A 12,469-nucleotide genomic window follows, 5' to 3' on the forward strand; every position below is an offset into this window, starting at 1 on the left:
CGATCAGCGGGCGAGGAGCTCCTCCGCGTCGGTGCCGGGCAGGGACACGGTGACCTCGGTGCGCCACGGGTCGTCGACGGTGACCGACCGTCCGTCGTCGGCGAACTGCAGACCCCGGCGGGTGAGCCGGTCGGCGAGGGCGTCGAGGTCGTCGCGGCCGGGGACCGTGATGGCGAGCCGGCCGAGCCCGAGGCTCGCGGCGCGCGGCCCGGCGCCGGCGCTGTTCCACGTGTTGAGGCCGACGTGGTGGTGGTAGCCGCCCGCGGCGACGAACAGCGCGCCGGGGTAGTCGGACTGGGTGACCTCGAACCCGAGCGTGTCGACGTAGAACTGCCGCGCCACCTCGAGGTCGCCGACCTGCAGGTGCACGTGCCCGACCGTCCCGCCGCGGGAGGGCCCGGCGTCGAGCACGGCCTGGTCGAGGTGGGTGCGCACGTACCCCGTCGGGTCGAGGGGCTCGCTGCTCATCACGACGCGCCGGCCCCGGCGCGGCCACGTGGCACGGTCGCGGTCGGCGTAGAGCTCGATGCCGTTGCCCTCGGGGTCGGTGAAGTAGAACGCCTCGGACACGAGGTGGTCGGCCGAACCGACGAACCGGCTGCGGGGGTCGCTCGCGGCGCGGTAGACGGTCGCCGCGAGCGCGGCGGGGGAGTCGAAGAGGAACGCGGTGTGGAACAGGCCCGCCTCCCGCCGGCCGGGCACCGGCAGGCCGGGCGTGTGCACGAGCCGGACCATCGGCGTCGTCCCGCGGCCCAGGACGCGGTGCACCTCGCGGCCACGGCTGCGCTCGGCCACGGGCTCCATCGCGAACGCGGCGGAGTAGTAGCTCGACATCGACTCCAGGTCCGCCACGCGCAGCGTCACGGCGTCCATCGCGGTCTCGGGGTGGAGGACGAGGTCGTCCATCGGGTGCCTCCTCGGCGTCGTCGTTTGTAGCGACAACTAAAGCAGACGCCACGATGTTCCCGTCGCGCACGACGTCGTCCGCGACGGCGCGCACGACGGCGTGCACGACGGCGTCCGGAGGGTCGAGGGGCCGTGGCAGCGTGGCGTACCATGGAACGGTTGCCCGTACGCCCGTCGTACGGCACGCACCCCCCGCGCCGCAGGAACGGGCCGGCTCGTGCCGGTGAGAAGACGCGCGCGCACGCACCCGACACGTTGGAGACCATCGAAGTGAAGAGCGCCGTCGAGACCCTGGACCCCACCAAGGTCAAGCTGACCGTCGAGGTGGAGTACGACGAGCTCAAGCCGAGCATCGACCACGCCTACAAGCACATCGCGGAGCAGGTGAACATCCCCGGCTTCCGCAAGGGCAAGGTCCCCCCGCGCATCATCGACCAGCGCGTCGGCTGGGGTGCCGTGATCGAGCACGCCGTCAACGACGGCCTGTCCGGCTTCTACCGCCAGGCCGTGACGACCGAGTCGCTGCGCCCGCTCGGCCAGCCGGAGGTCGAGGTCACCGAGATCCCCGCCAAGGCCGGCGAGGGCCAGCTCGTCTTCACCGCCGAGGTCGAGGTCCGCCCCGAGATCGAGCTGCCCGACCTGTCGTCGATCGACCTCGTCGTCGACTCGACCGAGGTCACCGACGAGGACGTCACCGAGCGCCTCGACGCGCTGCGCGAGCGCTTCGGCACGCTCGTGGGCGTCGACCGTCCGGCCGCCGAGGGCGACTACGTCGTCATCGACCTCAAGGCCACGATCGGCGGCGAGGAGGTCGACTCGGTCTCCGGCGTCTCCTACCAGATCGGCTCGGGCAACATGCTCGAGGGCCTCGACGAGGCGCTCACCGGCCTGTCCGCCGGCGAGACGACGACCTTCTCCGCCCCGCTCGCCGGCGGCGAGCACGAGGGCGAGGAGGCCGAGGTCACCGTCACGGTCACCACGGTCAAGGAGCGCGACCTGCCCGAGGCGGACGACGACTTCGCCCAGCTCGCCTCCGAGTTCGACACGCTCGAGGAGCTCAAGGCCGACCTGCGCGAGCAGGTCGCGTCGATCAAGACGTCGAACCAGGCCGTCGCCGCGCGCGACCAGCTGCTCGAGAAGCTCCTCGAGGCCGTCGAGATCCCCGTCCCGCAGGGTGCCGTCGAGGCCGAGGTGCACCGCCACCTCGAGTCCGAGGGTCGCCTCGAGGACGACGAGCACCGCGCCGAGGTCACCGAGGACGCCACCAAGGCCCTGCAGAACCAGATCCTGCTCGACACGCTCGCCGAGAAGCTCCAGGTCCAGGTCGGCCAGGGCGAGCTCGTCGAGTACCTCGTGCAGGCGTCGCGCCAGTACGGCATGGAGCCGCAGCAGTTCATCCAGACGCTGGACCAGGGCGGCCAGATCCCGGCCATGGTCGGCGAGGTCGCGCGCTCCAAGGCGCTGGCCGTGGCGCTGCGCCAGGTCGAGGTCAAGGACACCGACGGCAACGCCGTCGACCTGACCGAGTTCATCGGCAGGGACGAGGACGAGCAGGCCGCGGCCGACGCCGAGGCCGGCGACTCCGCGGAGTCCGCCGAGAGCGCCGAGTCCGCGGAGTCGGCCGAGTCCGCGGAGTCGGCCGAGAGCGCGGAGTCGGCCGAGAGCGCGGAGTCGGCCGAGTCGGCCGACGAGGCCCCCAAGGCCTGACGACGGGCCGCACCCGACCCCACGACGACGGCCCGCACCCTCCGTACGGACGGTGCGGGCCGTCGTCGTACCCCGAGGAGTTGTCAGGCTCACGCCGGGGTATGTACCGGCGTGAGCCTGACGACGTGGCCGACGCGCGCGGGCTGTGCGCCTGCAGCGAAACAGCGCCCGGGCGGGACGTCGGGGCCGCGGCACCACGTTAGGGTCGAGCGACAGCGATGCGAAGGAGACGGACGTGAACGACCTGCTGCAGATGGACGGCGGCGCACCGGTGGCCCGTGCGGACGGCCCCAACTTCGGGCTCAACGACTCCATCTACAACCGGCTCCTGCGGGAGCGCATCATCTGGCTGGGCACGGAGGTGCGCGACGAGAACGCGAACGCCATCTGCGCCCAGATGATGCTGCTCGCGGCGGAGGACCCGGACAAGGACATCTACCTGTACATCAACTCCCCGGGCGGCTCCATCACGGCGGGCATGGCGATCTACGACACCATGCAGTTCATCCAGCCCGACGTCGCGACGGTGGCGATGGGCATGGCCGCGTCCATGGGTCAGTTCCTGCTCTCCTCGGGCGCCAAGGGCAAGCGCTACGCGACGCCGCACGCCCGCGTGATGATGCACCAGCCGTCGGGCGGCATCGGCGGCACCGCGACGGACGTGCGCATCAACGCCGAGCTGATCATGCACATGAAGAAGGTGCTCGCGGAGCTCACGGCCGAGCAGACCGGCCAGCCGCTCGAGAAGATCCTCAAGGACAGCGACCGCGACAAGTGGTTCACCGCCGACCAGGCGCTCGAGTACGGCTTCGTCGACCACGTCGTCGCCAGCGCCTCCTCGGTCTCCGGCGGCGGCGGCACGACCGCCTCCTGACGCCGCCCGACGCCCCGTCCCGCGAGGACACCAGACTTCCCACCCGAGGAGAACGACCGTGAGCTACTCCGACGAGTACCAGTTCGCCATGAGGGCCGGCCGCCTGGCCGGCGCCGCGGGCCGCCCCGGCGGCGTCGCCCTGCCGGGCGGTGCCCCGACGTCGCGCTACGTGCTGCCCCAGTTCGAGGAGCGCACCCCGTACGGCTTCAAGCGTCAGGACCCGTACACCAAGCTGTTCGAGGACCGCATCATCTTCCTCGGCGTCCAGGTCGACGACGCGTCCGCCGACGACGTCATGGCGCAGCTGCTGGTCCTGGAGTCCCAGGACCCGGACCGCGACATCATGATCTACATCAACTCCCCCGGGGGGTCGTTCACCGCCATGACGGCGCTGTACGACACGATGCAGTTCATCAAGCCGCAGATCCAGACGGTGTGCCTGGGCCAGGCGGCGTCGGCCGCGGCGGTGCTGCTGGCCGCGGGCCAGAAGGGCAAGCGCCTGGCGCTGCCGAACGCCCGCGTGCTCATCCACCAGCCCGCGATCGAGGGCGGCGGCTACGCCCAGGCGTCGGACATCGAGATCCACGCCAACGAACTCATCCGCATGCGCGAGTGGCTCGAGGAGACGCTGGCGCGCCACACCGAGAAGTCGGCCGAGGAGATCCGCGACGACATCGAGCGCGACAAGATCCTCACCGCCGCGCAGGCGCGTGACTACGGTCTCGTCGACCAGGTTCTCGAGTCGCGCAAGCCGGTCCAGATCGCCGCGCGCTGAGCATCTGACCAGCCGCGACACCTCTGTGGCCCGGGCCCTGCACCTCCGTGGGGCAGGTCCCGGGTCGCGACGCACCGGAGGTACTCGGCTGACAACGGGGCGACCGTGGTGTGGAATGGTCGCAGAAGTCCTCCTCGAGACAAGGAGACGCTGGTGGCACGCATGGGTGACGGCGCTGACCTGCTGAAGTGCTCCTTCTGCGGGAAGTCGCAGAAGCAGGTCAAGAAGCTCATCGCGGGACCGGGTGTGTACATCTGCGACGAGTGCATCGACCTGTGCAACGAGATCATCGAGGAGGAGCTCGGCGAGGCCGCGGAGCTCGGCCTGACGGAGCTGCCCAAGCCCCGGGAGATCTTCGACTTCCTCGAGCAGTACGTGATCGGCCAGGAACCCGCCAAGCGGGCGCTCGCCGTCGCCGTGTACAACCACTACAAGCGGGTCCAGGCCGGCGCGCCGACGCGCGACGGCGACGACCAGGTCGAGATCGCCAAGTCCAACATCCTGCTCATCGGCCCCACGGGCACGGGCAAGACGTACCTGGCGCAGACCCTCGCCAAGATGCTCAACGTCCCGTTCGCGATCGCGGACGCCACGGCGCTCACGGAGGCGGGCTACGTGGGCGAGGACGTCGAGAACATCCTCCTCAAGCTCATCCAGGCCGCCGACTACGACGTCAAGAAGGCCGAGACGGGCATCATCTACATCGACGAGGTCGACAAGGTGGCCCGCAAGGCCGAGAACCCGTCGATCACGCGGGACGTCTCCGGCGAGGGCGTGCAGCAGGCGCTGCTCAAGATCATCGAGGGCACGACGGCGTCGGTGCCGCCGCAGGGCGGGCGCAAGCACCCGCACCAGGAGTTCATCCAGATCGACACGACGAACGTGCTGTTCATCGTCGCCGGCGCGTTCGCAGGGCTCGACGACATCGTCGCCGCCCGGGCGCGCAAGCGGGGGATCGGGTTCAGCGCACCCATGGAGAGCGGCGCGGACGAGGACCTGTTCGCCGAGGTCCGCCCCGAGGACCTGCAGAAGTACGGCCTCATCCCCGAGTTCATCGGTCGTCTGCCCGTCATCGCCTCGGTATCGCAGCTCGACCGCGAGGCGCTCGTGCGGATCCTCACCGAGCCGCGCAACGCGCTCGTCAAGCAGTACCAGCGCATGTTCGAGATCGACGGCGTCGAGCTCGCGTTCGACGACGACGCGGTCGGGGCGATCGCGGAGCAGGCGCTGCTGCGGGGCACGGGCGCTCGCGGTCTGCGCGCGATCATGGAGGAGGTCCTCCAGCAGGTCATGTTCGACGTCCCGAGCCGTGACGACGTCGAGCGCGTCGTCATCACGCGCGACGTCGTGCTGGAGAACGTCAACCCCACGATCGTGCCGCGGACCTCGCCCGTGCGGGGCCGTACCCCGCGCGAGAAGTCGGCATAACCGTTGTGAGCGGAGAATTGGCCCGGTCCTGACCTCAGGACCGGGCCAATTCTCCGCTCACAACGGTCACGCGGGGACGGCGGTCGGGGCCGGCGCCCCGTACAGCTCGTCGATCACCGGCGCGTAGTCGCGGATGATGAGCGCCCGCTTCACCTTGAGCGAGGGCGTCAGGTAGCCGTTGGCCTCGGTGAAGTCGTGGTCGAGGACGTGGAGCTTGCGGATGGCCTCCGCCCGGGAGACGGCCTCGTTGGCCTGCTCGACGGCGCGGTCCAGCTCGGCGCGCACCTGCGGGTGCTCGCGAGCCTCCTCGATGCTCAGGCGCGGCAGGCCGTGGGCCGCGAGCCACCCGGGCAGCATCTCGGCGTCGAGGGTCACCAGTGCCGCGACGAACGGGCGCCGGTCGCCGACGACCACCACCTGCGAGACGAGCGGGTGCGCGCGCAGGCCGTCCTCGAGCACCGCGGGGGCGACGTTCTTGCCGCCCGCGGTCACGATGATCTCCTTCTTGCGGCCGGTGATGCGCAGGTACCCGTCGGTGTCGAGCGTGCCCAGGTCGCCGGTGCGGAACCAGCCGTCGTCCTTGAGGGCCTCCGCCGTGCGCTCCGGTGCGCCGCGGTAGCCCCGGAATACGTGAGGCCCGCCGAGCAGGACCTCGCCGTCGTCGTCGATCCGGATCGACGTGCCGGGGAACGCGGGCCCCACAGTCCCGATGCGGACGGCGCCGGGCAGGTTGACCGCGGTGGGCGCCGTCGTCTCGGTCAGGCCGTAGCCCTCGAGGATCGTCACGCCGACGCCGCGGAAGAAGTGGCCGAGCCGTTCGCCGAGCGGGGCGCCGCCCGAGATGGCGTGCTCGACGCGTCCGCCCATCGCCGCGCGCAGCGCGCGGTACACGAGGCGGTCGGCCAGGGCGTGCTGCAGCCGCAGGCCCGTGGGCACCGCGCCCGTGTCGACGGCGCGCGACCAGCGGCCCGCGACGTCGGCCGCCCACGCGAAGAGCCGGCGCTTGAGCGGCGAGGAGGCGGCCTTCTGCTCCGCCGAGTTGTAGACCTTCTCGAAGACGCGCGGGACGGCGAGCAGGAACGTCGGCCGGAACGTGCCCAGGTCGGCCACGAGCGTCTTGACGTCGGGCAGGTGCCCCAGCACCGCGTCGCCCGAGACGACCGCGACCTGGATGAGCCGTGCGAACACGTGCGCGAGCGGGAGGAACAGCACCGTGCGGGAGCCGTCGCGGCCCAGCAGGTCCGGCAGCGCCAGGCGTGCGTTCAGGGCCAGGTGGGCGAAGTTGCCGTGCGTGAGCTCGGCGCCCTTGGGCCGGCCGGTCGAGCCGGAGGTGTAGATGATCGTGGCGAGGTCGTCCCGCCCGACGGCGTCACGCCGCTCGGTCACGGCGCGCGCGGGCACGTCGGCGGCGGCCGCCCGCAGCGTCGCGAGCGCACCGCCGTCGAGCACGAGCACGTCCTCGAGCGCCGGGAGCCGGTCGCGCACGTGGGCGACCGCGGCGGCGTGCCCGGCCGTCTCGACGATCGCGAGCCGGACGCCCGCGTCGGACAGGATCCAGTGCACCTGCTCGGGCGAGCTCGTCTCGTACACGGGCACGGGGACGGCGCCCACGGCCCAGGCGGCGTAGTCGAGCAGCGTCCACTCGTAGCGCGTGCGCGACATGATCGCGACCCGGTCGCCGGCCTGCACCCCGCGCCCGACCAGCCCGCGCGCGACCTCGAGCACCTCGTCGCCGAACTCGCGGGCGGTCACGGGCCGCCACGCACCGCCGGCGGTGTCCCGCCGCTCGAGGAGGGGACGGTCGCCCGCCCGGGCGATCCGGTCGAGAAGGAGGGTGCTGATGCTCGTGCCCGCAGGCACGTCCACGAGGCTCGGCGTCGTGGCGACCGTCATTGTGCTGTTCTCCATCGATCAGGTTCGCGACCCGTTCAGGGCCCCGGAGACCCTACACGCTCCACGGTGGACGCCCTGACCAGGCATCCGGCCTCGGCCCGTAGGATCGAGCCATGGCCGATCCCTACGACGAGGCACCCGTCCCGGAGAGCGGGCGGCCCCTGCCCGCCGAGATCCTGGCGCTGCGCAGCACGATCGACAACATCGACGCGGCGCTGGTGCACCTGCTCGCCGAGCGGTTCAAGACGACGCAGCGCGTCGGCGAGCTCAAGGCCCGGGGCGGCCTGCCGGCGGCGGACCCGCAGCGCGACCGCCAGCAGATCGAGCGTCTCAAGAGCATCGCGCTCGGGGCGGGGCTGGACCCGGAGTTCGCCGAGCAGTTCCGCGAGTTCATCGTCTCCGAGGTGATCCGCCACCACGAGCGCATCGCGGCCGAGCACGCCGCCGGCCGGCGTCTCGGCGAGCTGCCACCGCTCGACACCTACAGTTGAAGAGACTCCGAGATCTGACCGGATCGACGGCCGTGCCCGCACCTCGCGGCACGGCCGTTCCTCTCTCGGCGTGATCCGGGTGCCGGGGTGGCGGCCCGGCGCGATCCGTCGCACCCTGGAGGGCACAGCCGACGGAACCGAGGGGGACTCTGGATGAAGATCGACTGGCTCAAGCCCCTCGTCGGACACCCCGGACCGTTCGCGACCGTCTACCTGGACGCGACACGGTCGGCCGATGCCGGCGACAAGGACGTGGTGAACCGCTGGAAGGCGGTGCGCCGCTCGCTGCAGCAGCAGGGCGCGCCGCCGGGTGTGCTCGAGTCGCTCGACGAGGCGGCGAGCCGCTCCACGTGGGTCGCCGGGCCGCACGGCCGGGTGCTCATCGCCGACGAGAGCGGCGTGCTCGTGGACCGGGTGCTGCGCAACCCGCCCGCCGTCGCGACGGGGCTCTGGCACCCCGTGCCGGCGCTCCTGCAGGCGGCCCGCGCAGGGGACGAGAGCGTCGACGCCCTGTGCGTCGCGGTCGACCGGCACGGCGCCGACTTCTGGCCCGTGAACGTCAACGGCACCGCCAAGCCGGAGAAGCAAACGATGGCCGGCCCGCACGACGAGGTCTCCAAGACGTCGTCGACGCGCACCAAGCGCGCCACGATCGAGTCGCGCGCCGAGGACTCCTGGGAGCGCAACGCCGAGGCGTTCGCCGCCGAGATCGACCGTCGGGTCGCGACGCAGCGCCACGAGCTCGTGCTGCTCACGGGCGACGTCCGCGTCGTCAACCTCGTCAAGGAGGAGCTCGGCCAGGAGGCCTCGCGCGTGACCGTCGAGGTGCCGGGCGGCGGGCGCGGACCCGGGGTGCACGAGGAGTCGTTCGCCGAGAACGTCGAGGACGCCCTCGACTCCTTCCGCGAGCGCCGGCGCGAGCAGGTGCTCGCCGAGCTGCGCCAGGAGCTCGGCCGCGAGGAGGGTGCGGTGACGTCGATCGACGACGTCGTGCAGGTCCTCGCGCGCGGCCAGGTCAAGGACCTGGTCCTCGCCGAGTCGCTCGCCGACGACGCCGCCCGCCTGCTCGCCGCGTTCTCGGCCGGGGAGACGACCAGGCCCGACTTCGGCGGGCTGCTCAACGGCCGCCACCTGTTCATCGGGCCCGACCCGATGCACATCGCGACCTCGCGTGCGGACCTCGAGGCCCTCGGCGTGACCGAGGGCATCGAGGAACTGCCGGCGACGTCCGCGCTCATGCGCGCCGCGATCGCGCAGGACGCCGGGCTCACGTTCGCCCCCGAGGGCTCGGTCGAGCTCATCGAGGGCGTCGGGGCGACCCTGCGCTGGACGGACAACGGGACGCCCAAGGAGGTCGCCGCCACCATGAGCGGCGACGACGTCCGCCTCGCCTCGCCGAGGTAGCGCGCCGCCTCGCCGAGGTAGCGCGAACGCCCCTCCACCCGGCTGGCCCGGGTGGAGGGGCGTTCTGCGTCGTCTCAGGCCTGGGGCTTGCGCGCCGGCGGCTCGCCCAGCTCGGAGGCGGTCACGACGATGCCGCCCTGGACGTCCGGGTTGCCCTGGCCCTCGGCGGCCTCGACCAGCTCCAGCTCGCCCTCGACGCGTCCGGCGCCGCGCACGTCGTCGAGCGACGCGCGCACGCCGTCGAGCAGCGCGCCCGGCACGGCAACGGTCGCCGAGAGGATCGGCGTGCGCATCGACACCTTGGCCTCGGACTTGATCTTGCGCAGCGCGGCGAGCGCGTGCCCGGCGGCGGTGAGCTGGACCGGGTCGGCGTCGCCGGCCGCAGCGCGCAGCGCGTCCGGGGTCGGCCACGGAGCGCGGTGCACCGAGCCCTCCCGCCACCACGACCAGACCTCCTCGGTCGCGAACGGGATGAACGGCGCGAGCAGCCGCAGCATCGTGTCGAGGGCGAGCGCCAGCGCGGTGCGCGCCGAGACCGTCTCGGGGCTCACCTCGGTCGCCGCGGCGCCCGCCCCGTACGCGCGGTCCTTGACCAGCTCGAGGTAGTCGTCGCAGAACGTCCAGAAGAACGTCTCGGTGACCTCGAGCGCGCGCGTGTGGTCGTACGCCTCGAACGCGGCGGTCGCCTGCTCGACGACGGACGCGAGCCCGGCGAGCATCGCGCGGTCGAGGTCGACGGTCACCGCGGCGGGGTCGAGCACGATCTCGCCCGTGCCCGTCTGCGGGTCGACGCCGAACGTCAGCGCGAACTTCGAGGCGTTGAGCACCTTGATCGCGAGGCGGCGGCCGATCTTCATCTGGCCGACCTCGAACGCCGCGTCGGTGCCGAGGCGCGCCGCGGCCGCCCAGTAGCGGACGGCGTCCGAGCCGTGCTCGACGAGCAGGTCCATGGGCGTGACGACGTTGCCCTTGGACTTCGACATCTTCTTGCGGTCCGGGTCGAGGATCCAGCCGCTGATCGCCGCGTGCTTCCACGGCAGCACGTTCCGCTCCAGGTGCGAGCGCACCACGGACGAGAAGAGCCACGTGCGGATGATGTCCTGGCCCTGGGGGCGCAGGTCCATCGGATAGACGCGCTCGAAGAGGTCGGGGTCCCGCTCCCAGCCCGAGACGATGAGCGGGGACAGCGAGGACGTCGCCCACGTGTCCATGACGTCGGCGTCGCCCACGAACCCGCCGGGCTTGCCGCGCTGGTCCTCGGAGAACCCGGCGGGCGCCTGCGACGTCGGGTCGACGGGAAGCTCGGCCTCGGTCGGCACGATGGGGTGGTCGTAGTCGACCTCGCCCGTCTCGAGCACCGGGTACCACAGCGGGATCGCGACGCCGAAGAAGCGCTGGCGGCTGATGAGCCAGTCGCCGTTGAGGCCGTTGACCCAGTTCTCGTAGCGGACCCGCATGAAGTCGGGGTGGAAGTCGAGCTCCTTGCCGCGCTGGAGCAGCTCGGTCTTGAGGTCCCGCCGGTCCCACTCGCGCCCGCCGTTGCGGATGTACCACTGGCGGCTCGTGACGATCTCGAGCGGCTTGTCGCCCTTCTCGTAGAAGTTCGTCATGCGCTGGGTCGGCGTCGGCTCCCCGTCCAGGTCGCCCGAGGCGCGCAGCGCGTCGACGACGGCGGTGCGCGCCGAGAACGACGTCTTGCCCGCGAGCTGCTCGGCGTACAGGGCCTCGCCCGGGCCGCCCGCGATCCACTCGGGCACCTCGCGCGACAGGCGCCCGTCGCGCTGGATGATCGAGCGCGTCGGCAGCTGCAGCTCGCGCCACCACTGCACGTCGGTGAGGTCGCCGAACGTGCAGCACATCGCGATGCCCGCGCCCTTGTCCATGGCGGCGGCGGGGTGCGCAAGCACCGGGATCTCGACGCCGAACAGCGGCGACGTCACCGTGGTGCCGAAGAGCGGCTGGTACCGCTCGTCGTCGGGGTGCGCGACGAGCGCCACGACGGCCGGGATGAGCTCCGGGCGGGTGGTCTCGATGTAGACGGGCTCGCCGTCGGGCCGGTGGAACGCGACCCGGTGGAAGAAGCCCGGGTACTCGCGTGCCTCGAGCTCGGCCTGCGCGACCGCCGTCTGGAACGTCACGTCCCACAGGCCCGGCGCCTCGGCCTGGTAGGCCTCGCCGCGCTCGAGGTTGCGCAGGAACGCGCGCTGCGAGGCGGCGCGCGACGTCGCGTCGATCGTCTGGTACGTCTGCGACCAGTCGACGCTCAGCCCGAGCCGGCGCCACAGCTCCTCGAACTGGCGCTCGTCGTCGGCGGTGAGCTTCTCGCACAGCTCGACGAAGTTGCGGCGGCTGATCGGCACCTGGTCGCCGGGCTTGACGTTCTTGCCGTCCGTGCCCTCGTGCGGGGGCGTGAAGTCCGGGTCGTAGGGCAGCGACGGGTCGCACCGCACGCCGAAGTAGTTCTGCACGCGGCGCTCGGTGGGCAGGCCGTTGTCGTCCCACCCCATGGGGTAGAAGACCTCCTTGCCGCGCATGCGCCAGAAGCGCGCGACGACGTCGGTGTGCGTGTAGCTGAACACGTGCCCGACGTGCAGCGAGCCCGAGACCGTCGGCGGCGGCGTGTCGATCGAGTACACCTCGTCGCGGGTCTTCGTCCGGTCGAACGCGAACGTGCCCTCGGCGCTCCAGCGCTCGTCGAAGCGCTCCTCGAGGCCGTCGAGGCTGACCTTGTCCGGTACCTCCCGGACCACCGCGCGCACGACGTCGGCGCCGGCTACGGGCGCGGAGGTCGGGGTCGCTGCGGGGGTCTGCTCGGGCGCGCTCTGCGCCTGGGGGGTCGGGAAGTCGCTCATGGTCGCCCATTGTCCCAGAAACGCCGCCCGCGTCCGCACCGGTTTCACGTCTCTCGCGAGTTGTCAGGCCCACGCGCGCGTATAGGTCTGCCTGGGCCTGACAGCTCTCGGGCCCGGGAGTTGTCAGGCCCACGCTCGC

General features: G+C 72.0%; 9 protein-coding genes. 6 read left to right on the forward strand and 3 right to left on the reverse strand.

The genetic code is table 11. The features are described 5' to 3' along the window. Positions 1 to 3 precede the first annotated feature (3 nt). Positions 4 to 906 carry a VOC family protein gene (locus ISOVA_RS05515; RefSeq protein WP_013838258.1) on the reverse strand — a complete coding sequence of 301 codons (903 nt, stop codon included), beginning with the start codon at positions 904 to 906 and terminating at the stop codon, positions 4 to 6. A gap of 270 nt (positions 907 to 1,176) precedes the next feature. Here ISOVA_RS05515 and tig point away from each other — a divergent pair, with 270 nt between their 5' ends. From tig to clpX, 4 genes are all read left to right on the forward strand, one after another. Then, positions 1,177 to 2,613 (forward strand): trigger factor, encoded by a 1,437-nt coding sequence (gene tig, locus ISOVA_RS05520; protein ID WP_013838259.1) that lies wholly within the window; start codon positions 1,177 to 1,179, stop codon positions 2,611 to 2,613. Between the two features lie 253 nt (positions 2,614 to 2,866). Next, complete coding sequence (locus ISOVA_RS05525) at positions 2,867 to 3,487, forward strand: ATP-dependent Clp protease proteolytic subunit (RefSeq protein ID WP_041295182.1); 621 nt, start codon at positions 2,867 to 2,869, stop codon at positions 3,485 to 3,487. An 88-nt stretch (positions 3,488 to 3,575) separates the two neighbouring features. Then, a complete protein-coding gene (locus tag ISOVA_RS05530) occupies positions 3,576 to 4,262 on the forward strand; it encodes an ATP-dependent Clp protease proteolytic subunit (protein WP_041295183.1) in 687 nt (228 codons plus the stop codon). Between the two features lie 153 nt (positions 4,263 to 4,415). Then, entirely contained in the window at positions 4,416 to 5,690 is a 1,275-nt protein-coding gene (clpX, locus tag ISOVA_RS05535) for an ATP-dependent Clp protease ATP-binding subunit ClpX (protein WP_013838262.1), read from the forward strand. A 66-nt stretch (positions 5,691 to 5,756) separates the two neighbouring features. Here clpX and ISOVA_RS05540 read toward each other — a convergent pair whose 3' ends face one another. Then, entirely contained in the window at positions 5,757 to 7,583 is a 1,827-nt protein-coding gene (locus ISOVA_RS05540) for an AMP-dependent synthetase/ligase (protein WP_013838263.1), read from the reverse strand. Positions 7,584 to 7,696: 113 nt separating this feature from the next. Here ISOVA_RS05540 and ISOVA_RS05545 point away from each other — a divergent pair, with 113 nt between their 5' ends. After that, a complete protein-coding gene (locus tag ISOVA_RS05545) occupies positions 7,697 to 8,074 on the forward strand; it encodes a chorismate mutase (protein WP_013838264.1) in 378 nt (125 codons plus the stop codon). A gap of 153 nt (positions 8,075 to 8,227) precedes the next feature. Next, positions 8,228 to 9,478, forward strand: a complete 1,251-nt coding sequence (locus ISOVA_RS05550) for a baeRF2 domain-containing protein (protein ID WP_013838265.1) — start codon at positions 8,228 to 8,230, stop codon at positions 9,476 to 9,478. Positions 9,479 to 9,552: 74 nt separating this feature from the next. On the opposite strand, the gene valS is transcribed toward ISOVA_RS05550, so the two are convergent. Continuing rightward, on the reverse strand, positions 9,553 to 12,330 hold the full coding sequence (gene valS, locus ISOVA_RS05555; RefSeq protein ID WP_013838266.1) for a valine--tRNA ligase: 2,778 nt from the start codon (positions 12,328 to 12,330) through the stop codon (positions 9,553 to 9,555). Between the last annotated feature and the right edge of the window lie 139 nt (positions 12,331 to 12,469).

The sequence above is a fragment of the Isoptericola variabilis 225 genome (genome assembly GCF_000215105.1).
In the GTDB taxonomy this organism is placed as follows: domain Bacteria; phylum Actinomycetota; class Actinomycetes; order Actinomycetales; family Cellulomonadaceae; genus Isoptericola; species Isoptericola variabilis_A.